General features: G+C 63.0%; 24 protein-coding genes. 10 read left to right on the forward strand and 14 right to left on the reverse strand.

Annotated elements, in window-relative coordinates:
* Positions 1 to 6: 6 nt before the first annotated feature.
* Positions 7 to 1,344, reverse strand: a complete 1,338-nt coding sequence (locus AC1D1B_RS26700; protein ID WP_477335890.1) for a PRC-barrel domain-containing protein — start codon at positions 1,342 to 1,344, stop codon at positions 7 to 9.
* 255 nt (positions 1,345 to 1,599) lie between these two features.
* Here AC1D1B_RS26700 and AC1D1B_RS26705 point away from each other — a divergent pair, with 255 nt between their 5' ends.
* Complete coding sequence (locus AC1D1B_RS26705) at positions 1,600 to 2,520, forward strand: diacylglycerol/lipid kinase family protein (RefSeq protein ID WP_477335892.1); 921 nt, start codon at positions 1,600 to 1,602, stop codon at positions 2,518 to 2,520.
* 26 nt (positions 2,521 to 2,546) lie between these two features.
* Here the strand turns inward: AC1D1B_RS26705 and AC1D1B_RS26710 are convergent, their stop codons facing one another.
* Positions 2,547 to 2,735 carry a hypothetical protein gene (locus tag AC1D1B_RS26710; protein WP_477335894.1) on the reverse strand — a complete coding sequence of 63 codons (189 nt, stop codon included), beginning with the start codon at positions 2,733 to 2,735 and terminating at the stop codon, positions 2,547 to 2,549.
* Positions 2,736 to 2,886: 151 nt separating this feature from the next.
* Between AC1D1B_RS26710 and AC1D1B_RS26715 the strand changes: the two genes are divergently transcribed.
* Positions 2,887 to 4,416 carry a sensor histidine kinase gene (locus AC1D1B_RS26715; RefSeq protein WP_477335896.1) on the forward strand — a complete coding sequence of 510 codons (1,530 nt, stop codon included), beginning with the start codon at positions 2,887 to 2,889 and terminating at the stop codon, positions 4,414 to 4,416.
* A gap of 19 nt (positions 4,417 to 4,435) precedes the next feature.
* Here the strand turns inward: AC1D1B_RS26715 and AC1D1B_RS26720 are convergent, their stop codons facing one another.
* From AC1D1B_RS26720 to AC1D1B_RS26730, 3 genes are all read right to left on the reverse strand, one after another.
* The gene (locus tag AC1D1B_RS26720) at positions 4,436 to 4,900 is read right to left on the reverse strand and encodes a hypothetical protein (protein WP_477335898.1); all 465 of its coding nucleotides are present in this window, start codon (positions 4,898 to 4,900) and stop codon (positions 4,436 to 4,438) included.
* An 11-nt stretch (positions 4,901 to 4,911) separates the two neighbouring features.
* Positions 4,912 to 5,238 (reverse strand): ElaB/YgaM/YqjD family protein, encoded by a 327-nt coding sequence (locus tag AC1D1B_RS26725; RefSeq protein ID WP_477335900.1) that lies wholly within the window; start codon positions 5,236 to 5,238, stop codon positions 4,912 to 4,914.
* A 126-nt stretch (positions 5,239 to 5,364) separates the two neighbouring features.
* The gene (locus tag AC1D1B_RS26730) at positions 5,365 to 6,126 is read right to left on the reverse strand and encodes a Crp/Fnr family transcriptional regulator (protein ID WP_477335902.1); all 762 of its coding nucleotides are present in this window, start codon (positions 6,124 to 6,126) and stop codon (positions 5,365 to 5,367) included.
* A gap of 272 nt (positions 6,127 to 6,398) precedes the next feature.
* Here AC1D1B_RS26730 and AC1D1B_RS26735 point away from each other — a divergent pair, with 272 nt between their 5' ends.
* Positions 6,399 to 6,776: a response regulator gene (locus tag AC1D1B_RS26735; RefSeq protein WP_477335904.1), complete on the forward strand. Its 378-nt coding sequence runs from the start codon at positions 6,399 to 6,401 to the stop codon at positions 6,774 to 6,776.
* Between the two features lie 40 nt (positions 6,777 to 6,816).
* On the opposite strand, the gene AC1D1B_RS26740 is transcribed toward AC1D1B_RS26735, so the two are convergent.
* Positions 6,817 to 7,368: an RNA polymerase sigma factor gene (locus tag AC1D1B_RS26740; RefSeq protein WP_477262968.1), complete on the reverse strand. Its 552-nt coding sequence runs from the start codon at positions 7,366 to 7,368 to the stop codon at positions 6,817 to 6,819.
* 3 nt (positions 7,369 to 7,371) lie between these two features.
* Positions 7,372 to 7,575 carry a NepR family anti-sigma factor gene (locus tag AC1D1B_RS26745; protein ID WP_181058065.1) on the reverse strand — a complete coding sequence of 68 codons (204 nt, stop codon included), beginning with the start codon at positions 7,573 to 7,575 and terminating at the stop codon, positions 7,372 to 7,374.
* A gap of 212 nt (positions 7,576 to 7,787) precedes the next feature.
* Here AC1D1B_RS26745 and AC1D1B_RS26750 point away from each other — a divergent pair, with 212 nt between their 5' ends.
* The 6 genes from AC1D1B_RS26750 to AC1D1B_RS26775 all read left to right on the forward strand — a co-directional run bounded on the left by AC1D1B_RS26750 (position 7,788) and on the right by AC1D1B_RS26775 (position 11,317).
* Positions 7,788 to 8,582: a response regulator gene (locus AC1D1B_RS26750; protein ID WP_477262966.1), complete on the forward strand. Its 795-nt coding sequence runs from the start codon at positions 7,788 to 7,790 to the stop codon at positions 8,580 to 8,582.
* A 194-nt stretch (positions 8,583 to 8,776) separates the two neighbouring features.
* Positions 8,777 to 8,944, forward strand: coding sequence for a DUF1328 domain-containing protein (locus AC1D1B_RS26755; RefSeq protein WP_023670098.1), 168 nt, complete (start codon positions 8,777 to 8,779; stop codon positions 8,942 to 8,944).
* A gap of 167 nt (positions 8,945 to 9,111) precedes the next feature.
* Positions 9,112 to 10,149 (forward strand): sensor histidine kinase, encoded by a 1,038-nt coding sequence (locus AC1D1B_RS26760; protein WP_477335906.1) that lies wholly within the window; start codon positions 9,112 to 9,114, stop codon positions 10,147 to 10,149.
* Positions 10,150 to 10,330: 181 nt separating this feature from the next.
* Positions 10,331 to 10,513 carry a hypothetical protein gene (locus AC1D1B_RS26765; protein WP_477335908.1) on the forward strand — a complete coding sequence of 61 codons (183 nt, stop codon included), beginning with the start codon at positions 10,331 to 10,333 and terminating at the stop codon, positions 10,511 to 10,513.
* 151 nt (positions 10,514 to 10,664) lie between these two features.
* On the forward strand, positions 10,665 to 10,991 hold the full coding sequence (locus tag AC1D1B_RS26770; protein ID WP_477335910.1) for a hypothetical protein: 327 nt from the start codon (positions 10,665 to 10,667) through the stop codon (positions 10,989 to 10,991).
* Positions 10,992 to 11,074: 83 nt separating this feature from the next.
* Positions 11,075 to 11,317, forward strand: coding sequence for a YMGG-like glycine zipper-containing protein (locus AC1D1B_RS26775; RefSeq protein WP_023670102.1), 243 nt, complete (start codon positions 11,075 to 11,077; stop codon positions 11,315 to 11,317).
* Between the two features lie 39 nt (positions 11,318 to 11,356).
* On the opposite strand, the gene AC1D1B_RS26780 is transcribed toward AC1D1B_RS26775, so the two are convergent.
* The 4 genes from AC1D1B_RS26780 to xylF form a co-directional block, all read right to left on the reverse strand.
* Entirely contained in the window at positions 11,357 to 13,003 is a 1,647-nt protein-coding gene (locus AC1D1B_RS26780; RefSeq protein ID WP_477335912.1) for a CHASE domain-containing protein, read from the reverse strand.
* 183 nt (positions 13,004 to 13,186) lie between these two features.
* Positions 13,187 to 13,999, reverse strand: coding sequence for an ATP-binding cassette domain-containing protein (locus AC1D1B_RS26785; protein ID WP_477335914.1), 813 nt, complete (start codon positions 13,997 to 13,999; stop codon positions 13,187 to 13,189).
* 11 nt (positions 14,000 to 14,010) lie between these two features.
* Positions 14,011 to 15,363: a sugar ABC transporter permease gene (locus AC1D1B_RS26790; protein ID WP_477335916.1), complete on the reverse strand. Its 1,353-nt coding sequence runs from the start codon at positions 15,361 to 15,363 to the stop codon at positions 14,011 to 14,013.
* Between the two features lie 145 nt (positions 15,364 to 15,508).
* The gene (gene xylF / locus AC1D1B_RS26795; protein ID WP_477335918.1) at positions 15,509 to 16,549 is read right to left on the reverse strand and encodes a D-xylose ABC transporter substrate-binding protein; all 1,041 of its coding nucleotides are present in this window, start codon (positions 16,547 to 16,549) and stop codon (positions 15,509 to 15,511) included.
* Between the two features lie 270 nt (positions 16,550 to 16,819).
* On the opposite strand from xylF, the gene AC1D1B_RS26800 reads away from it, so the two are divergent.
* Positions 16,820 to 18,055 carry an ROK family protein gene (locus AC1D1B_RS26800; protein ID WP_477335920.1) on the forward strand — a complete coding sequence of 412 codons (1,236 nt, stop codon included), beginning with the start codon at positions 16,820 to 16,822 and terminating at the stop codon, positions 18,053 to 18,055.
* A 30-nt stretch (positions 18,056 to 18,085) separates the two neighbouring features.
* Here AC1D1B_RS26800 and phoB read toward each other — a convergent pair whose 3' ends face one another.
* Genes phoB through pstB form a run of 3 tightly spaced genes read right to left on the reverse strand, consistent with a single transcriptional unit; the run spans position 18,086 to position 20,362 of the window.
* Entirely contained in the window at positions 18,086 to 18,775 is a 690-nt protein-coding gene (gene phoB / locus AC1D1B_RS26805) for a phosphate regulon transcriptional regulator PhoB (RefSeq protein WP_010911896.1), read from the reverse strand.
* A 16-nt stretch (positions 18,776 to 18,791) separates the two neighbouring features.
* Complete coding sequence (gene phoU, locus AC1D1B_RS26810; RefSeq protein WP_477335922.1) at positions 18,792 to 19,496, reverse strand: phosphate signaling complex protein PhoU; 705 nt, start codon at positions 19,494 to 19,496, stop codon at positions 18,792 to 18,794.
* A gap of 41 nt (positions 19,497 to 19,537) precedes the next feature.
* A complete protein-coding gene (gene pstB / locus AC1D1B_RS26815; RefSeq protein WP_112559514.1) occupies positions 19,538 to 20,362 on the reverse strand; it encodes a phosphate ABC transporter ATP-binding protein PstB in 825 nt (274 codons plus the stop codon).
* Position 20,363: the final 1 nt, after the last annotated feature.

Raw genomic sequence — 20,363 nt, forward strand, 5'->3', positions numbered from 1 at the left:
TTCCCTTTACTGCACCATCATCCGCTGCTCATCCCGCTTCTCGGCATAGCTGCCCTTGTCGTAGGCGGCCTGCGCCTGCAGCTGCTCCTTGGTGAAGTTGGTATAGAGATACTTCTTGCCGTCCTTGTCGGTCATGAATTTGAGCTTGTCCATGCCGACCGCAACCTCCTTGGCGCCGATGCCGAGGAAGCCGCCGACATCGACGATGACCGCATCGGGCTTGCTGTCGGGCGCCAGCACGACGTCGCCGATTTCGCCGACCTTGGCGTCATCGGCGCCGTAGACTGTCGTGCCTTTCAGATCGTCGCCCCTGATTTCACCGACCGGCATTTCGGTCAGCGATGACTTGTCGATCGCCGCCGTCTGCGTCGGATCGGTAGCCTTCACATCCGGCGACTCGGCCGCCGGCGCCTCGGCTGTCTTGTCCATCGGCGCCGGAGCAGCCGTCTCAGCCGGAGCGGTCGCCGCAGGGGCCGTGGCTGCCGGAGCAGCCGGCGCTCCGGCATCGGAGATCGTCGTCACCGGCACCGGATCATAGACCTTGCGGTCGAAATCCGGCTGCGCCTGCAACTCCTCCTTGGTCGTCTGCGCAACCAGCCAGCGATCGCCGTTCTTCTGCGCCCACGCGGCCTTGGCGAAATCATAGGTGACGTTCTTGGCGCCCATGCCGAGGAAGCCGCCAACGCCGATGACCAGCGACTGGGCCTTGCCGTCCTTGGTCAGCACGATGTCGTTGACTGCGCCGATCTTCTCGGCGTCGTCGGCGGTGCCGTTGTAGACGGTCTCGCCGACAATATTGGTGGCAAGATTGCCTTCGGCGCGTTTAACCACCGGTTCCGACGGCGCGGCGTTGAGGTCGACAGGCTTCTGCGGATCGTTCTGCGCACTGTCGGTAGCAGCGGGCGCCGGCGGCGCCGGATCATAAGGTTTGCGGTCGAAGTCCGGTAGCGCCGTCAGCGCTTCCTTCGTCGCTTCCGCAACCAGCCAGCGGTCGCCGTTCTTCTCGACCCACCGTAGCTTGTCGTAATCGAAGGCGACGTTCTTGCTGCCGATGCCGAGGAAACCGCCGACGCCGATGATGGCGGATTTGGCCTGGCCGTTTTCGTCGAAGACGACATCACTGACGTCACCGATCTTCTGGGCATCGTCGCCGGTGCCGTTATAGACGGATTCACCGACAATATTGGTCATCAGGGCGCCGTCGGCCTGCTGCGCTGCCGGCGCGATGGTGGCAGGGGCTTCAGCCGGAGCCGGGGTCGTCGCCGGGGCCGTCGTTGACTGCGCAAACGCACCGGTTGCGATCAGCGTTGCGAGTGCGGTCGTCGCGAAAAGAGTGCGGATCATGATTAAGTCTCCTCTTGCGTGATCTCGTGCGCGCCGCAACCGGCAGCCATTGCCGGGAGACCGAAAGCGGCGCCTCCAATGCGTTCACAACGTCGTGACAAGGCGCTTGTTCCGAAAAAACGGGGTCGTCGGAATGCTTCAGGCAAGTCCGTGGAATCGCCCGACATTTCGGCCGGCCGATGGAACCTTTGTCAGGCTTTGCCGTTTCAGCCTGTGGCTGGGTATTCCAGCCGCTAAAAAGAATACGGAGCGGGCATGCGATTTGCAGCGGTGCTGAACCGGGACGGCGGCACCTTGCGGACGACCGATCTTTCCGTGTTTTCCGACCGGATGCGGCAGACGCTTGAGGCGGCCGGTCATTCCCTCGATATCGACATTGTCGCCGGCAAGGACATTGTCGCGGCGCTCGACAAGGTCGCTTCGCGGCGCGGCATCGAGGTCGTGCTGGCCGGTGGCGGTGATGGAACCATTTCGGCCGCTGCAGCGCGGCTGATGAATGGCAAGAAAGCCTTGGCTGTCCTGCCTGCGGGAACCATGAACCTGTTCGCCCGCGGCCTTGGCATTCCGCAGACCCTCGACGGGGCCCTGACTTCCTTTGCCGACGGCGAGGTCATCGCCATCGACATCGCCAGCGCCAATGGCCGACCCTTCGTGCATCAGTTCTCCATCGGCCTGCATGCCAGGATGGTGCGGCTGCGCGACACCATGGAGTTCGCCTCTCGCCTGGGAAAGATCCGTGCTTCGGCAAAGGCCGCCTGGACGACGATCAACAATCCACCCGCCATGAAGGTGACATTGACGGTCGGCGACGCCGAGATCGTGACCCGCATCAGCGGCATCGGCATCTCCAACAATTTGTTCGGCGAGGGTCACCTGCCCTATGCCGATAACCCTGCCGGCGGCGTGCTCGGCATCTATGTCACCGTGGCGCGGCAGCGCGGCGAACTGGCCAGGGCCCTCTTCGACATGGCGCGCGGCAGATGGCGCGACAGCGATCATGTCGAGATCCATCAGGCCGACAAGGCAGTTGTGAAAATTCACACGGGAAGCAAGAAGTTCGGCGCCGTCATCGACGGCGAACTGGTCAAGCTGGAGCGCGAAACGGCAGTGCAGATTCATCCCGGCGCCTTGAACGTTCTGGTGCCGGCGCGCGCCACCCAGGCAAAGGCCGCCTGATGCGAAGGCCGACTATATGGCGCGCTCTAGCCGCCCGCCGGCTGGCTGACAGGCGCGCTCTGGCCGGCAGGCGCGCTGTTGTCGATCTTTTGGCCGTAAATCTCGGCGGCGCCCCAAGCGATGAAGGCCAGGAGCAGTGCTGCGATCAGGATACGCAGGCCATGCCAACCCCAACGCCCTTGGCGAGCCTTGTTCTCGGGGATGATCTTGGTCATTGGCGGCGTTCCCATCATTCGGCTGCACGCATGGTCGATAAAACCATGGCTGGCGAAACATGGTCGGGTAACGATTGCTTGCTACAAAAGTTCCGGGTCCCGACGGTGGCGCAAGACGCGCGCCATTGCGGCCTGCAAGCGAGGGGGCTTGGTGGATAGCAGGGTGCAGAAGACAGGTCTGCCGGTCGAGGTCCGCCGCGCCGTGACGGCGCCGGAGCGGCTTGCCGTGCTGCATGGGCTCGACGCGATCGACACGGCCTCCGAGCCCGACTTCGATCGCATCACCAGCCTCGCGGCCGCGGTGATGCAGGCGCCGATCGCGCTGGTCACGCTGCTCGATACCGAACGCCAGTGGTTCAAGTCCTGTGTCGGCCTCAACGAAACCGAGACCGCCACCGATATATCGTTTTGCGCCCATGCCATCGCCGCCGGCGACGAGCCCATGGTGGTGCCAGACGCCAGCATCGATCCCCGCTTCTCCCGCAATCCGCTGGTCACCGGCGAGCACCATGTCCGCTTTTATGTCGGTGCGCCGATGGTTGTGGCCGGCGCGCGCATCGGCACGGTGTGCGTGCTCGACCGCGAGCCGCATGAATTTCCCTCCACTGCCGCGCTTGACCAACTGAAGGCGCTGGCCGACCTCGCCGCCAGTCTGTTTATGCTCAAGGACGCGACCCGCAGCGGCGCCATTGCCGAGGCGGCTTTGGCGCAGGAGGAAAAGCGCCGCGCCATTGCGCTCGATGCCGCCTCGCTTGCCAGCTGGGCCTGGGATATCCGCACCGACATGATCGAATGCGATGTGCGCCTGTCGGAGCTGTTCAACCTGCCGCGTTCGAGCCGACTGCGCGCGCGCGACATTCTGGGCGCCATCGACCCGCGCGACGTCTACCAGACCGAGACGCGCTTTCGCGATGCCCTGACCGGCAGCGACGACTATTTCGGCGAATACCGGGTCAAGGGCTTCGATCCGCCGCGCTGGATAGCCACCCGCGGCCGCGTCATCGAGCGCGACGGCGAAGGCAAACCGACGCTGATCTTCGGCGTCAACTACGACATATCGGAACGCAAGCTCGGCGAGGAGCGGCAAAGGCTGCTGCTGCGCGAGCTGAACCATCGGGTCAAGAACACGCTGGCGACGGTGCAGGCATTGGCGACGCAGACCGTTCGCCACGCCCGCCGCCCAAGCGAATTCCTCGAAGCCTTTGGCGCCAGGCTGCAGGCGCTGGGGGCTGCCCATAACCTGCTGTCCGATCGCGAATGGCGCGGCATCGGCATTCGTGAATTGATGCAGATCGAGGTCAAGCCGTTCGACTCTGTCGAACAGCCCCGCATCGCGATTTCCGGCCCCGATCTGCTGCTTTCGCCCGACCAGGCGGTGGGGCTCGGTCTGATCATGCACGAACTGGCCAGCAATGCGCTGCAATACGGATCGCTGTCGGTGGGCTCGGGAAAGGTCGACGTCGACTGGAAGGCGTTGGGAAAGAAAGGCGCACGCCGCCTTGTTTTGACCTGGCGCGAAAGCGGCGGGCCGCAGGTCCAGCCGCCGGAACGCCAGGGCTTCGGCTCGATCCTGATCCGCCGCAGCCTCGCCAAGGTTTTATCCAGCGAGGTGGTCCACGAATTCCGCAGCGAAGGCGTATTCGCCGAAATATCGCTGCCGCTGGAAGACCTGCCGACCTGAGTATCTTGCCGAACCTCAGTTATTCGGCCTCGCCGTCGGCATTGTCGTCCCGGTCCGGTTTGACGTTTTCCTTGTAGATGGCATACGCCACCAGCGCGATGATCGGGCCAAGGACAAGTTCCTTGCCACCTTTCCCCTTGAGCAAAGCCGGCAGCACGGCAAGGGCCGCCGTGATGCCCAGCGCTTTGAGGTCGGCATTGCGCCGCCGAGCGCGGCGGCGAGCGCGCGTGCCGGCGGCCAGTTGATGGACGAGGAGGATGAGCCCCGCGATCACCAGGAAGCCGGCGGCGAAGCCGAGGCAGGCGGCCATCGACCCATATCGGTCAGCGGCCCAGATATAGGCAGCCCCCAAAAGGAATCCGAGGCCACATAGAGCCGCCACGGCGGCAAGCCCATAGACGATTGCCGTCGTGCGCGCGCGGCGCATGGCGGCAATGGCTTCACCCGAGGCCAGGGCCGATATCAGCGATGCCAGCGTCCCCATCTCAGGCGAAACTAGCGCCTGGCGAGGAGCGCGAACAAAAAGCCGACGCCGGCCGCGATTGCCAGCGACGTCACCGGCTTTTCACGCACATTGGCGGTAATCTGGGCCTCAAGATCCTTGGCGTTGCCACGCAGGTTGTCGAAGGCGGCCTCGCCTTGGGCGCGCAACTGCTCGACGCCTTCTGCGGCAGCGCGGCGGGCGGTGCCATAACCATGTTCGCCGGTCTTGGCCAATTGCTTGGTCAGCTTTTCGATGTCGGCCTTCAACTGCCGGATGTCGGCTTCGAGGTCGGCATTCGTCTGGCTTTCGCCAGCGGTCTTTCCTGTGGCAGTTGCCATTCTATAACTCCTTGCGTTTGCTTGGTTTCAAACGCCCGACACACGTCAAGGTTCCGCAATCGGAGACCTTATCCATGAAAGGGTGTTTGCCTCTGTGAGTCCAGCCCGTCTGGAACGGTTACCCCGTCAGATCAGTGGCCGGCGACCTTCGCTCAAGCCCTCCCAGCGCGCGAGATCCTTCAGCGCTTCCCTGTCGACCACTTCGCAACCGCCGTCGCGCCAGACGATCAGCTTGCGGTCGATCAGCTTGCGGATCGTCTTGTTGGTGTGGACCAGCGACAGGCCGAGCGTATCTGCGACGTGCTGCTGCGTGATTGGAATCTGCACCGGCGCCTTGCCGTTGAGCCCGACTATCGCCGCGCGGCTGGCGATGAAAGCGATGAGATAGGCGGTGCGCTCGACCGCCGTACGCCTGCCGATGCTGAGCAGATTCTCGTCCAGCATGCGCTCCTCGCGCGATGCCAGCCAGGTAATGTCGTAGGCAAGGCCCGGATGGTTGCGGTAGAGCTCGTGCAGGTTTTCGCGCTCGAAGACGCACAACAGCATCGGCGACAGCGCCTCGATCGAGTGCTGCATTTCGCCCATCACGCTGCCTTGCAGGCCGATCAAATCGCCCGGCATGGAATAATTCAGGATCTGGCGCCTGCCGTCCGACAGCAATTTATAGCGGAAGGCCCAGCCCGAAAGCACGGTGTAGAGATGGGCGCTGTGGCTGCCTTCGACCAGCACCGTGGCGCCCTTGTCGACGGCGAGTTCGCCCTTCTTGAACTTGCTGACATAGGCAAGCTCCTCCTTCTCGAATTCCCGGAACACCGGCAGCGGCCGAAGCGGGCAATTCTCGCACGCATACTGGCGGCTGGAAAAAGAACGACCATTCTGGCCCGACATTTCGATCCCTCTTTCGAAAGCCTTTGTGGCAGACTGACTGCAACGGCTTGCAGGGGTTGTGGTTCCGGCGTCGGCGACAGGGCATGTCTTTTTTAAATGACAGGGCACCGAATAACGATCATGACTTGCCCCGCTTCAGTCAGGCTGAATCCAGTTAGCCCGGCGTTGAAGCAGCCCCGGCAAGCGAATTCAGATGCAAGGCCACTGGTGGATTGTTGAGATCCGGTGTGGTTTGGGTTGAAGTGCCGCAGGGAACACGGAGAATTTGCCAGGTGCCACCATTGCTCGAGGGATTGCGAATTCTGGTCCTGGAGGATGAGTTCCTGATCGCCATGGATGTCGAGCAGCTTTGCCGCGACCATGGCGCCGGCGACGTGGTGATCGCCCGCGACCTGGCAGAGATCGACGAGCAGACTGTCGCCGACAGATTCGACGGCGTTATCGTCGACCTGATGCTGGGAGGGACGTCGACGCTCGACTTCGCCGCGCAACTGCGCCAGGCGGGCACGCCCTTCGTCTTTGCCTCCGGCTATTCGGACGCGGACGAGATCAAGGCGTCTTTCCCCGGCATCCGGCTGGTGACAAAGCCTTATTCGGGAGACGATCTCGTCGAAGCGCTGGCGGCGGCCTGCGGCCGCGCGCCAGTCTGAAATGCCTTAGAGAGCCCGAGCTCGCAAACGGACTCCACTATCAGGCGGCGTTTGAACCGGTGACCTGGGACGAGATAGCATCAGGCCCGTATTCGTCTTCACCGGAGATTTTCAGGATCTCCTGCAACCGCGTGCGCGCGCGGCTGACCCGGCTCTTGATCGTTCCGACCGCGCAGCCGCAGATCTCGGCCGCCTCCTCGTAGGAGAAACCGGAAGCGCCGATGAGGATGATGGCTTCGCGCTGGTCCTCGGGCAATTGCTCGAGCGCGCTGCGGAAATCCTTCAGGTCGAGCTGGCCGTGCTGGGCCGGATGAACGGCCAGCCTGGCGGTCATGATGCCGTCGCTGTCCTGCACCTCGCGGCCGCGCTTGCGCATCTGCGAATAAAACTCATTGCGAAGGATGGTGAACAGCCATGCCTTGAGATTGGTGCCGGGCTGGAAGCTCTCATGCTTGTCCCAGGCCTTGACCAGCGTCTCCTGCACCAGGTCGTCGGCCTTGTCTGCATTCTGTGTCAGCGACACGGCAAAGGCCCGCAGGCTCGGGATCGAGCCGAGCAGATCGGTCTTGAAGCCTTGTGAGACAGCTGCCATGCCTCAGTCCTTCTTCTGTGCGGGTTCGGCCTGTTCAAGTTGGCTGAGCAACTGGGCAAAGCGATCCGGCACATTGTCGGAGACCAGCTCGTCATAATATTGTTTGAGTTTGCGGCCGATTTCCGAATTCGCCCCGAGCGGGTCACCGGAATTGGCCCGGCGCCTGTCAGCGGCGCCAGCCAGTGGATCTTTATTCATGTCCTTCATTTCGCCCTTAAATTCCAGCGCCCGAGCCGCCCTATTACACAACGCAAAGCGGCCCCCGCGTCTGGTTGCCCATCGCCCCACAAACGTCGCCCACGCACATTCGTTCCACAACCCACGGAACTTTTTCGCAAAAACAGCGTTTTGTGTCCGGGGCTTGCAATCAGCTTGACCTGGAAACTGTGCAATCACGTCATCTGAGGGAGACGTCTATCATGAGCCTTTCCGCAACCATTGCTCCGCACCTGCCGTTCCTGCGCCGCTTCTCGCGCGCCGTATCCGGATCGCAGGAGAGTGGCGATGCGCTGGTCGCCGCGATGCTCGAAGCCATCATCGCCGACGTCGACATCTTCCCCGAAGCGTCGAACGACCGCATCGCGATCTACAAGGTTTTCGCCAAACTGTTCACCTCCATCGCCATCCGCGTTCCGCAGGAGCATGCGCAATCGGCATGGGAGCAGCGCGCCGCCGCCAATCTGAATGCCATTGCACCACGGCCACGCCAGGCCTTCCTGCTGGTCGCGGTCGAAGGCTTTAGCGAAGACGAGGCGGCTGAAATTCTCGATGTCGACGCCAGGGAATTCTCGGACCTGCTTGCCCAGGCGAGCAACGAGATTTCCCGCCAGGTGGCGACCGACGTGCTGATCATCGAGGACGAGCCGCTGATCGCCATGGACATCGAGGAGATGGTCGAGAGCCTCGGCCACCGCGTCGTCGGCACCGCCCGCACCCATTCCGAGGCGGTGGCAATGTTCGGCAAGACCCGGCCGAAGATGGTGCTGGCCGACATCCAGCTTGCCGATGGCAGCTCGGGCATCGACGCGGTGAACGAGATCCTGTCGTCGACCTCGGTGCCGGTGATCTTCATTACTGCCTTCCCCGAGCGTCTGCTGACCGGCGAGCGGCCCGAACCCGCTTTCCTGGTCACCAAGCCGTTCAATCCTGACATGGTCAAAGCGCTGATCAGCCAGGCGCTGTTCTTCGACCGGCAGGCCAAGGCCGCCGCCTAGCACAACATTCGCCGCATCGCGCGGCGTTGCCAGCACTGGCGATCGTCAACCTGGCGATCGCCAGTTGCCGGTCGCGCTCGCGTGCTTGAAATCAATTCGCGTCCAGGCCCTTCCAAAGGCCGTCTTTTTCGGCAAAGGGTGGAACAAACACCAACCACCCACGTTCTTATCTCAGCATCGGAAGGAGACGGATCATGCTCTACTGGGCGCTCGTATTTCTGGTCGTGGCGATCATCGCCGGCGCGCTTGGTTTCGGCGGTATCGCCGGCACCTCCGCCGGCATCGCGCAAATCTTGTTCTTCATCTTTCTCGCCTTCCTCGTCATCTCGCTTCTGGCCGGCCTGTTCAGGCGGGCGTCGTAAGACCGGCAGCGGGGCCAACACTGGAAGCCGCACCCCTCAAACGGTTTCCAGCCACCGCCGGGCGGTGTCCTTTAACGGGACGCCGTCCGGCGGACCTGTTTCGGGGCTTATTTCAGGAACTCATTTCAGAGTGAATCGTTCAGCTTGGGTGGGCGGACAGGTGACTGATGCGTTCCAGAGGCGGAGAGACAGGCGAAAGCGGGCGGAGTGACGAAGTCATCGCCCTGCATCCCGCTGAAAGCGGCATGCTCGGTCGCGCCTTGCTCCACGCTCTGCACAATGCCGGTATCTCCGTTCTGTACCAGGACCGCGAGATGAAGACCGTGTGGGCGCGCAACATGCGTGAGCCATGGGCTTCCGACTCCGCGGACAGCAGCGGCATATTGCCGGCGGCGCAGGTCGAGCACATCGATACCGCCAAACGCCGTGTCATCGCCTCCGGAAATCCCGAGCACGTCGAGCTCAGTGTGCCCGCCACCGACGGTATCCGCTGGTTCCAGGTGTGGGTTGACGCCGATCATGGCGACCGCGGCGATGTGCAGGGCGTCGTCACCACGATGGTGGAGACCACCGAGCAGAAACGCCGCGAGCAGACGCTGAAGACGCTGTTGCGCGAGGTCAGCCACCGCTCCAAGAACCTGTTGGCCATCATCCAGAGCATTGCCACCCAGACCGGCCGCTATTCCGAGACATCGGACGATTTCCTCACGCGCTTTCGCGGCCGGCTGCAGTCACTGGCCTCCTCCCAGGATCTGGTGACGTCGTCGAACTGGCGGGGCGCCGCACTACGCGAGCTTGTCCGTGGCCAGGTCGTGCGCTACGGCGCCGATCCTACACAGAGCCTGCGCTTCAATGGCGTCAACCCCTACCTCAATCCCAACGCCGCTCTTCACATCGGCCTGGCCATGCATGAGCTCGCCGTCAATTCATTCAGCTACGGCGCCTTGGCGCGGCCGGATGGCTTCGTCGAGGTAACCGCCAATCTGTCGAGCGTCACAGAGGCCGCCGACAAGCCGGCTTTGTCGCTGACCTGGGTCGAGGCTATTGTCGCCAATGACAACAGGCGCACCGAGAAACGTTTCGGCAGCGTTGCGCTCGAACGTGTCGTGCCGGCATCGCTGAACGGCACGGCGACGCTGGAGATCACCGGAGACCGTCTCGAATATCGGCTTGTCGTTCCCCACGGCAATTTCGAAACCGAGTGAGCGGCCGGATTTGCCCCTGGAGCAATTCCGTCCGGAATTGCGTCAGACAGAGAGCCCAGAGCGCCGGATTCCTTAACCGGCTGTTCACCATAAAGTTCGATGCTGTGGTTCCCAGAGATTGCTGGACCCTGGCCGAATCCCACGACATCTCGGCCGCGATCTGCAGCGCAGTATGGGAGGAATGATCTTGACGGTTGCCGATATGAACAGGCTGGAGCAGGCCGCCCGTGTGTCGATGAGCGGCTTTCAGGATCCTGATGCCCCCGCCGCGCCTTTGCCGCACGCCTGGCATCCCTTGCTTCGCTTCGCCGCTGTCGCGCTCGTCGTCGCAATCGTGCTGATCGTGGCGTCGCAGCTGGGCTGAGCCAGGATCGCTCGGGTCCACATTGCTCCCAAATCAGGCTGAGCTGAGAGGCTGGTCTGGCTCCTGGCCAGCCAATCATTAACCTCCCCACCTTTCATCACAGGAACTTTGACGGCTGTCGACCGTTCTTATGGCGAGAGGATTTTTCGCCGTGGAACACATCGCCGCTTTGCTTCTGGTCATCGGCTGTTCAAACAACATGACCGAATGCCGCGAACTGCAGGTGCCGGTCAGCGTGTTCGAGACCGCGGAGGCGTGCACCGCCGAGCGGCCTTTCGCCATGGGTGATGTGCAGGATCAGGCCCAGCACGTCGTTGCCAAATGTCTTGACGTCGATCCTGCCTTGGAGGACGACTACGACCAGATCGTCTGGAACGTGCGCCCGGATGGTTCGCTCGACGCATCCTTGCAGATTTCAAACGTCGCGGTTGCGTCGAATGTGACACGCCCCGAAAAAGACTATCTTCGCCAACAATAAGATCGAGCGGGCAAAGGCCGTCATTTCGTGCTAAATGGCGGCTGGAGCTTACTAAAGTGAGGACGAAAGTGAGGAGAGACTCAATGCGGAAATTGATTATTGCCATGGTTGCCGTGGTCGCCGTCAGCGGCTGCAGCACGACCGAGCAGGATGTCGGCGTCGGCGCCGGTGTCGGTGCTTTGGCCGGTGGCCTGATCGGCGGGGGCAAGGGTGCGCTCATCGGCGCAGCCGTCGGTGCCGGTTCCGGTCTGCTGGTGCGCAACCTGCGCAATGGCTATTGCCAGTATCGCGACAATCGCGGCCGGCTCTACACCGCTCGCTGCTGATCCGCTTCAAAGGCGTCAAACAATCAAGACGGAGACCGGTCAGCCGGTCTCCGTTTGTTTGCCTGCATCAGGCGGTGGAATCCTGATTTCCACCGTGAGCCCGTCGGCGCGAAAATCTCTGGCGATCGTGCCGCGCAACTCGCGTGTGACATTGAGATCGATCAGCTTGGTGCCGAAGCCGGTCGTGGCCGGTGCTTCGAGTTGCTTCTGCCCCGCCTCGCGCCAGTTCAGGACCAGCATCCTGTCGGATCCGCGCCCTTCAAACGACCAGTCCACTTTCAGCGCGCCGACGGAATTGCCGGCCTCGCCATATTTCAGCGCATTCGTCGCCAGCTCGTGAAAGGTAAGGCCAAGCGCCTGCGTCGTCGTCTCGTCGAGCAGCACTTCGGGTCCCGACAATATCCCGTCCGGAAGCTCCTTGCCGAACACCTGGCCAAGCTCGATGCGCAAGAGATCGCCAAGATCGGCCTTCTGCCAGCGCGAGCGGGTCAGCATGTCCTGTGAAGCCGCCATTGCCTGCAGGCGGGCCGAGAATGACGAGGAGAACTCCTTCACATCGGTGGCGTGCGCTGCTGTCTGGCGCGCAATCGCCAGCACCCGCGTGATCGAATTCTTGATCCGATGCTTCATCTCCTGCAGCATCAGATCCTTTTCGAGCAGGCTCTTTTCCGTCGTCTCGTGCAACAGCGATTTGGCGTCATAGGCCCGCTCCTGGTAACGCGCCACCAGCGCGATGGCACCGGCCAAAAGCAGGCCGAACAGGCCAAGCATTACCGGAATGGCGCGCGAGGACGGCTGCGAGAAAGCGCTTGTCGGCCGAAACAGCACCGTCCACGGGCGGCCGGCGACGATGATCTTGCGGGTCACCAACAGCCTGTCGCCAAAGCTCGAAACCGGCGGTGTTTCCGACTGGAACAGAAGATTGTCGGCGTCGACCTTGCCGTCATAGACCTCGGTGTTGACCGGCAGCAAAGGCGTGCGGCTGAGCGCCGTCTGGAACAGGTCGCGAGCGCGGAAGGCCGCGTAAAGAAAGCCTGATGTCGACGACCTGGACGCGTTGATGCCATCCGGCGCGGTTTCCACATTGAGCCTGACGAAGACCAGGAAGCCGGTAAAGGTCTGCGCCGCGCCCGTGTCCTGGCCGAGTTGAACCAGACCGCTTGCATGCTGTGCGTCATCGGCCATCGCCTTTTCGATCGCTTCGCGCCGCACCGGTTCGGTGAACATGTCGTAGCCGATGGTCGACTCGTTGGAAGGATCGAGCGGCTCGAACAGCACGACGGGCGTGCGCCATGACTGTGCCGTGTCCGGATAGACAGCGTGGGGCACGCCACGGTCGCGCAACATGTCGCGCTCGACCGCCGCTTCATCGCCGGCTTTGGTCAGCCTGAGATAACCGATGCCGCGCAGGCCGGCGAAGTTGCTGTCGACATCGAGCGCGCTGAAGAAGGCCTTGAATTCGCTCCGCGAAATCTCGCCATTGCGGGCGTCGAACAGTGCCTGCGTCGAGCGCAGCAGCGAAAGATGCAGGTCGATGCGGCTTTCGATGCGGTTGAGCGCATCATCGGCGGTCGCCTCGAATTTGATCCGTGCCGCCTCCTGGGTGGCGAAGTAGGCGAAGCCCGCCATCGTCAAGCTGATCAGCGCGACGGCAATGAAGGCGAGGATCGGGAAAAACTTCTTCAACGCAGACCCATGAACGGTTCGGAACCTTTATGGGCAAGTCGCCGCGGCAACACAATGGCGCGGCTAAACCATCATGACGGCTGGCACATCAAGTTCCAGATATTTAGCCGGCTTATCGAATAACGATCTCGAAGAAGCAAAAACGGCTCGGACGAGATCGCGATCAATCGACGATCGCGTATCTCAGGCGGCGATCTTCAGCGCGCCCGGGCCCGGAATGGCGCCAGGCGGACACTTGCCGAGGATGATCATGCCGAGCACCTCGTCCTGGGTGACATCGGTGGTGCGCGCGGTGCCGACGACCTGGCCGTTCTTCATCACGCAGACGCGGTCGGCAAGCTCGAACACGTCGTGGATGTCGTGGCTGATCAGGAAGATGCCGATGCCGTCCGACTTCAACTGCTTGACCAGTTCGCCGACCTGCGCCGTTTCCTGCGGACCAAGCGCGGCCGTCGGCTCATCCATGATCAGGATGCGGGCGTTGAACAGGATGGCGCGCGCGATCGCCACCGATTGCCGCTGGCCGCCCGACAGCTTGATCACCGGGTCCTTGAAGCGCTGGAAGCGCGGATTGAGCCGGCCCATCACCTTGCGCGCTTCGGCCTCCATGGCGACATCGTCGAGCGTGCCCCAGGCAGTCATGATCTCGCGGCCGAGGAACAGATTGGCTGCGGCGTCGACATTGTCGGCCAGCGCCAGCGTCTGGTAGATGGTCTCGATGCCGTATTTCTTGGCGTCGCGCGGATTGGAGATCGAAGCCTCCTGACCGTTGACGAAGATATGGCCGGCATCGCGCTTGTAGGCGCCGGACAGGATCTTGATGAGTGTCGACTTGCCGGCGCCGTTATGGCCGAGCAGCGCCACGACCTCGCCCGGGAAAAGATCGATGGACGCATCGTCGACGGCGCGGATGCCGCCAAAGGCGATCGAGATGTTGCGCATGTCGATCAGCGGCATGCCGGTGGGTGCAGCGGAGGGAGCGGTTTTGTCAGCCATGATCGTATCCCCTAAACGCGCTTGCGATAGACGGTGTCGAGAAACACCGCGATGACCAGCACGGCGCCGACGACGATGCTCTGCAGCGGCGAGTCGACGCCGAGCAGCACCATGCCGGACTGCAGCGACTGCATCAAAAGCGCACCGAGCATGGCGCCAATGATCGTTCCCGAACCGCCGGCGAGCGAGGTGCCGCCTATGACGGCGGCGGCGATGACGAGCAGCTCGTCCAGCGTCCCCAGCACGTTGGTCGCCGAATTCTGCCGGGCCGACGAGATCGCCGCGGCGATCGTCGCCAGCACGCCCATGATCATGAACACCTTCATGGTGATCCAGCGCGTGTTGATGCCGGCGAGATTGGCGGCTTCCGGATTGCCGCCGATGGCAAAGACGTAGCGGCCGAAACGGGTGCGGTTGGTGATGAAGGTCATGATCAGCCCGACCGCGATCGCCATCAGCACCGGGATGGCGATGCCATGGGCGATGAACAGGCCGCCTTCGGGCACTGTGATGTTGTTGGCGGCCGCATAGCGGTTCACGATGCCGATCGGCCACGGATAGGAATTGGCCAGCCACACCGCGCCCATGATGACGGCGCAGGTGACGGTGCCGAGCAGCGTCTCGGCCCAGATCGGCCGCAGCGGGAAGCGGAAGCGCTTGCGCTGCACCCGCCCGTTGAAGAGCGCGAACACCACGGCAAGGCAGGCGACGATGCCGACGACCCAGCTCCAGGTCGCGCCGATCGATCCGGCCGGACCACCACCCATCAGCTGGAAGGTGGCGTCGAGCGGCGCCACGGTCTGGCCGCTGGTCACCCACCAGGCAGCACCACGCCAGACCAGCAGGCCGCCCAGCGTGACGATGAAGGCCGGCACTTCGAGATAGGCGATGACAAAACCCTGGAAGGCGCCGATCAGAAGGCCGAGTGCCACGCCGATGACCAGCGCCAGAACCCAGATCCACGGATTGCCGAGCTCGAGCCCGACAAAGCGCACCAGGAAATGCACCTGGGCAAAACCCATCACCATGCCGATCAGGCCCTCGGCCGAACCGACGGAGAGGTCGATGTTGCGCATGACGATGACCAGCACCATGCCTGAGGCCATGATGGCGACGGCGGACGTTTGCACCGACAGGTTCCAGAGATTGCGTGGCGTCAGGAAGGTGCGGCTGTCGAAATCGAGCGGATTGACCCCGAGGCGGAAGCTGGAAATGACATGCAGGCCGATCCAGATCAGAAGCAGCGCGCCGATCATGCCGAGCATGCGGGTGTCGATCTCGGTCGCTTTCAGGAACCGGGCGACCGCGCCGAGTTCCGACGCACGCGCGGTGTCGGCCTGCGAAGTCGAGGTCGTGTCGGTCATGATGTCCTCCCAGCGGCTTGCCGTCTGACGCGGATGCCGGACCACAGCCTAGAAGTTAGCCGCCTATGGCGGAAACACAAATCTTGTTGAGAAAACGCCGCGGCTTTGGGGCCGCGGCGTCGATATCGGATGGAAACAGCCAAGCTTAGTTGCAGGCCGCGACGCTGCCGGCGGCGACGCCCGTGCAGACTTCGTCCTTCTTGATCCAGCCGGCATCGATGACGACGTTGAGGTTGTCCTTGGTGATCGCAACCGGGGTCAGGAACAGCGACTTGACGGTGTTGCCACCGGGCGTGGTGAAGTCCTTGGCGCCGGCGATTTCGCCGGTCTTCTTGCCGTCGGCGAGCTGCGAGGCGATCTCGGCGGCGTTCTTGCCGAGCTCTCGCGCATCTTTCCACACCGACACGGTCTGCGTGCCGAGCGCGATGCGGTTCAGCGCGGCATGGTCGCCGTCCTGGCCGGACACCGGAACCGTTCCGGCAAGACCTTGCGCCGTCAGCGCCGCGACAACACCGCCAGCGGTGCCGTCATTGGCCGCGACCACCGCATCGACCTTGTTGTCGTTCGCGGTCAGGAACTGTTCCATGTTCTTCTGGGCGTTCGCCGGCAGCCAGCCATCCGTATAGGCCTCGCCGACATTCTTGATCTTGCCCGAGTCGATGGCTTCCTTGAGCACTTCCATCGAGCCCGAGAACAGGAAATCGGCATTCGGATCGGAACCCGAGCCCTTGATGAAGACGTAGTTGCCTTCGGGCTTCGCCTTGAACACTTCGCGGGCCTGCATACGGCCGACTTCCTTGTTGTCGAAGGTCAGGTAGAAGACGTCCTTGTTCTCGATCAGGCGGTCATAGCCGACGACCGGAATGCCTTCATCCAGCGCCTTCTGCACCGCCGGGCCGATGGCCGAGGCGTCCTGTGCGAGGATGATCAGCGAGTTGGCGCCCTGCGAGATCAGGCTCTCGACGTCGGTCAGCTGCTTGCCGGGATTGGACTGCGCGTCGGCGGAAATGTACTTGTCGCCGGCAGCCTCGATCGCCGCCTTCATCGCCGCTTCGTCGGTCTTCCAGCGCTCTTCCTGGAAATTCGACCACGACACGCCGATGACCTTGTCCTTCGCCTGCGCGACCGACACCAGCGTCAGCGACATGGCGACACCCGCCAGCATGGCGGCTGCAAATCTGTTCATGATAATCCTCCCTGCGCCGCGCGCGGCGCGACAAAACTGGCCCGAAGGCCGGCACACAGAGGCTCTATTTTTTCGAGCCTCGAAAAAATACTGGTCCAACAGCGAGGCGCTGTCAACATCGATTCTGATGGATTCTGATGGCCTCGCCGATTTTTTTCGAGACCCGCAATAAACAATGACAGCGCCGCCGGCTTCTGCCAATATTTGCGTGGCGTCCCTGACCGCCTCCACTATCATGAGGCGCGGGGGGACCGGGAGGAAACAAAAAAGATGTCGGTTGGTATCCGCCACGACGATCTGCGCCGTCGCAACCGTGCGATGGTGATTTCGGCCGTGCGCCGGGCCGGCCAGCCGTCGCGAACGGAGATTGCCGCAACGACAGGCCTCAGCCATTCGACCATATCGGCGATCTCGTCTGATTTGATTCAGGAAGGCATACTGGCCGAGAGCAAACCTGGCGAGACCGTTGCGCTGAAGCGCGGCCGGCCGCAGGTCGGCCTGGGCCTCAACCCGGAAGCAGCGGCCGTGATGACCGTGGTGCTGTCGCTGAACTTCCTCTCCGTCACCGTCATCGACTATGCCGGCCACGTGGTCGCCGAGGAGCAGCGCCGGCTGGACACGCTGACCATGCCGCGCGACGAGCTGATCGGCGAATGCACGGCAATCGTGCGGCGGCGGCTCGAGGATCCCGACCTCGATGTCCAAAGCATCGCCCGCATTGCCATGGGCATCCAGGGCATCACCGATTCGCAGGCGCGCGCCATGCTGTGGTCGCCGATCACGCCGCTGACCGACATTGCCTTCGCCGATATACTGGAAGCGGAATTCGGCATTCCGGCCACCATGGAGAACGACTGCAACATGATGGCGGTGGCGCTGCAATGGCGCCAGCCCGAGCGCTACCGCGACGATTTCATCGCTATCCTCCTCTCGCACGGTATCGGCATGGGGCTGGTGCTGAAAGGCGAACTGTTCACCGGCACCCATTCGTCTGGCGGCGAGTTCGGCCACATGATCCACCGTCCGGGCGGCGCGCTCTGCCGTTGCGGGCGGCGCGGCTGCGTCGAGGCCTATGCCGGCAACTACGCCATCTGGCGCAGCGCCAAAATGATGAGCGAGGACGCCGAACCGGTCGATGTCGGCGACGCTGATATGCGCGCGCTTGCCGCGCGCGCCCGGGAGACCGACGGCCCGGAGCGGGAAGCCTACCGCAAGGCCGGCGAAGCGCTCGGCTTCGGCCTTGGCAGCCTGTTCGCGCTGATCGATCCCGCACCTGTCGCCATGGTCGGGGTCAGCGCCGCCGCCTTCGACCTGATCGAACCGGCGCTGCGCGAAGCGATCGCCCAGACTGCCGGCGGCCAGCACTCGAAGTCGATCTCCTTCGACACCGAGCCCAACGAACTGCCGCTGATCCGCGAAGGCTGCGCCATGCGCGCCCTCGGCTTCGTCGACCAGGAGATTTTCGCGCCGGGGATTCAGTCGAAGACCGGCAAACATGTCGCCTGAGAGGCCGGCAACGGCGCGGCACGGCGCGGCCTAGTCTTCGCGGATGGCGTAGCCGGCGCCGCGGATGGTGCGGATCACGTCAGGCATGCGGCCATTGTTGACCGCCTTGCGCAGGCGGCCGACATGCACGTCCACGGTACGCTCGTCGATATAGATCGTCTCGCCCCAGACATTGTCGAGCAGCTGGCTGCGCGAGAACACCCGGCCGGGATGGCGCATCATGAACTCGAGCAGGCGGAACTCGGTCGGCCCGAGCCGGATCTCGCTCTTCTTGCGGTAGACGCGGTGCGATTCACGGTCGAGCACGATGTCGCCGACCTTGAGCACGCTGGACAGGACTTCCGGCTTGGCGCGGCGCAGGAGCGCCTTGACGCGTGCCATGAACTCGGGCGTCGAGAATGGTTTCACCAGGTAGTCGTCGGCGCCGGTGGAGAGACCGCGCACGCGATCGCTTTCTTCACCGCGCGCGGTCAGCATGATGATCGGCAGCCGTTCGGTCTCGGGCCGCATCCGCAGCCGTCGGCAGAGCTCGATGCCGGACACTGCCGGCACCATCCAGTCGAGCACCAGCAGATCGGGCACGTTTTCCTGCAGCCGAATCTCGGCCTCATCGCCGCGTGTCACCACTTCGACCTGGTAGCCTTCGGATTCGAGGTTGTAGCGGAGGAGCACGCCTAGCGGCTCCTCATCCTCCACGACCATGATGCGTGGCGCAATCATCAGCAGTTCACCCTTGTCAGGCCGACGTGGCCATCGCCGTCTCGTCCTGCTTCGGGCGATTGGCGGGCAATTGCTGGCCGGTCAGCACATAGTACGCATTTTCAGCGATGTTGGTGACATGATCGCCGATGCGCTCCAGATTCTTGGCGCAGAACAGGAGATGCGTGCAGGCGGTGATGTTGCGCGGGTCTTCCATCATGTAGGTCAAGAGTTCGCGAAACACGGACGTGTATTTGACGTCGATGCGCTCGTCGTCATTCCGGAGTTTCGCCAGCGCCGCGGCATCGGCGGCAGCATACTCCTCGACAACGCTTTGAACCTGGATCAGCACCAGCTGCGCCATCGCATCGATGGAATGCGACAGGTCGCGCGGTGTGACGCTGAGGCCAACGGTGCCGACGCGCTTGGCGATGTTCTTGGCGAGATCGCCGATGCGCTCAAGGTCGCCGGCCATGCGGATCGAGCCAACCACGGCGCGCAGATCGTTGGCCATCGGCTGGCGCTTGGCGATGAGCGTGATGGCGCGGTCGTCCAGTTCACGCTGGCGCGCGTCCATGATGGCGTCGTCGGAGACGACACGCTGCGCCAGCGCGTTGTCCGAAGTGAGCAGCGCCCTGGTCGAGCCGCTGACCATCGAGCCGGCCAGATCGCCCATGTCGCGGATCAGCTTGCTGATCTGCCCCAGTTCTTCATCGAAGGAGGCGACGGTATGTTCACCCATGATCCTGGTCCTCGTGCCTGAAAATTCAACCGCTGGACGGCTCAGCCGAAGCGGCCGGTAATATAGTCCTGGGTGCGCTTGTCGTCGGGGTTGGTGAACATCTTGTCGGTGGCGCCCTCTTCGACCAGATAGCCGAGATGGAACATCGCCGTGCGCTGCGACACGCGCGCCGCCTGCTGCATCGAGTGGGTGACGATGACGATCGTGTAGTTCTGGCGCAGTTCGTCGATCAGTTCCTCGACGCGGGCTGTGGCGATCGGGTCGAGCGCCGAGCAGGGCTCGTCCATCAGAATCACTTCCGGCGACACGGCGATGGCGCGCGCGATGCACAGGCGCTGCTGCTGGCCGCCGGACAGGCCGGTGCCGGGCTCCTGCAGGCGGTCCTTGACCTCATTCCAGATCGCCGCCTTCTTCAGGCTGGATTCGACGATCTGGTCCATGTCGGACTTGCGCTTGGCCAGCCCGTGGATGCGCGGGCCGTAGGCGACATTCTCGTAGATCGACTTCGGGAACGGATTGGGCTTCTGGAACACCATGCCGACGCGGGCGCGGAGTTCGACGACGTCGATGTTCTTGTCGTAGATGTCGTCCTCGTCCAGCGTGATCTTGCCCGTCACCCGCGCCGAATCGATGGTGTCGTTCATGCGGTTGAGGCAGCGCAGGAAGGTCGACTTGCCGCAGCCGGACGGGCCGATCAGCGCCGTCACCTGGTTCTGGCGGACGTCGAGATTGACGTCGAACAGCGCCTGCTTCTCGCCGTAGAAGACGCCGACCTTGTCGCCGCGCATCTTGATGACTTCGTTCGACTTGGCGTTCATTTTGTCGCCCACTGCGTTTTCAAGGGACTGTTCGGTCATGATGTTCATA

The organism is Mesorhizobium sp. P2_C5_2, assembly GCF_056404535.1.

Bases quoted from the DNA above. Each gene is read 5' to 3' on its own strand.
- AC1D1B_RS26755 (WP_023670098.1), top strand. From the start codon at position 8,777: ATGCTCTACTGGGCGCTCGTATTTCTGGTCGTGGCGATCATCGCCGGC.
- AC1D1B_RS26720 (WP_477335898.1), bottom strand. From the start codon at position 4,900: ATGGGGACGCTGGCATCGCTGATATCGGCCCTGGCCTCGGGTGAAGCC.
- AC1D1B_RS26790 (WP_477335916.1), bottom strand. From the start codon at position 15,363: ATGACCGACACGACCTCGACTTCGCAGGCCGACACCGCGCGTGCGTCG.
- AC1D1B_RS26775 (WP_023670102.1), top strand. From the start codon at position 11,075: ATGCGGAAATTGATTATTGCCATGGTTGCCGTGGTCGCCGTCAGCGGC.
- xylF (WP_477335918.1), bottom strand. From the start codon at position 16,549: ATGAACAGATTTGCAGCCGCCATGCTGGCGGGTGTCGCCATGTCGCTG.
- AC1D1B_RS26700 (WP_477335890.1), bottom strand. From the start codon at position 1,344: ATGATCCGCACTCTTTTCGCGACGACCGCACTCGCAACGCTGATCGCA.
- AC1D1B_RS26750 (WP_477262966.1), top strand. From the start codon at position 7,788: ATGAGCCTTTCCGCAACCATTGCTCCGCACCTGCCGTTCCTGCGCCGC.
- AC1D1B_RS26740 (WP_477262968.1), bottom strand. From the start codon at position 7,368: ATGGCAGCTGTCTCACAAGGCTTCAAGACCGATCTGCTCGGCTCGATC.
- phoU (WP_477335922.1), bottom strand. From the start codon at position 19,496: ATGGGTGAACATACCGTCGCCTCCTTCGATGAAGAACTGGGGCAGATC.
- AC1D1B_RS26705 (WP_477335892.1), top strand. From the start codon at position 1,600: ATGCGATTTGCAGCGGTGCTGAACCGGGACGGCGGCACCTTGCGGACG.
- AC1D1B_RS26745 (WP_181058065.1), bottom strand. From the start codon at position 7,575: ATGAAGGACATGAATAAAGATCCACTGGCTGGCGCCGCTGACAGGCGC.
- AC1D1B_RS26765 (WP_477335908.1), top strand. From the start codon at position 10,331: ATGATCTTGACGGTTGCCGATATGAACAGGCTGGAGCAGGCCGCCCGT.
- pstB (WP_112559514.1), bottom strand. From the start codon at position 20,362: ATGAACATCATGACCGAACAGTCCCTTGAAAACGCAGTGGGCGACAAA.
- AC1D1B_RS26800 (WP_477335920.1), top strand. From the start codon at position 16,820: ATGTCGGTTGGTATCCGCCACGACGATCTGCGCCGTCGCAACCGTGCG.
- AC1D1B_RS26760 (WP_477335906.1), top strand. From the start codon at position 9,112: ATGCGTTCCAGAGGCGGAGAGACAGGCGAAAGCGGGCGGAGTGACGAA.
- phoB (WP_010911896.1), bottom strand. From the start codon at position 18,775: ATGATTGCGCCACGCATCATGGTCGTGGAGGATGAGGAGCCGCTAGGC.
- AC1D1B_RS26730 (WP_477335902.1), bottom strand. From the start codon at position 6,126: ATGTCGGGCCAGAATGGTCGTTCTTTTTCCAGCCGCCAGTATGCGTGC.
- AC1D1B_RS26725 (WP_477335900.1), bottom strand. From the start codon at position 5,238: ATGGCAACTGCCACAGGAAAGACCGCTGGCGAAAGCCAGACGAATGCC.
- AC1D1B_RS26785 (WP_477335914.1), bottom strand. From the start codon at position 13,999: ATGGCTGACAAAACCGCTCCCTCCGCTGCACCCACCGGCATGCCGCTG.
- AC1D1B_RS26710 (WP_477335894.1), bottom strand. From the start codon at position 2,735: ATGACCAAGATCATCCCCGAGAACAAGGCTCGCCAAGGGCGTTGGGGT.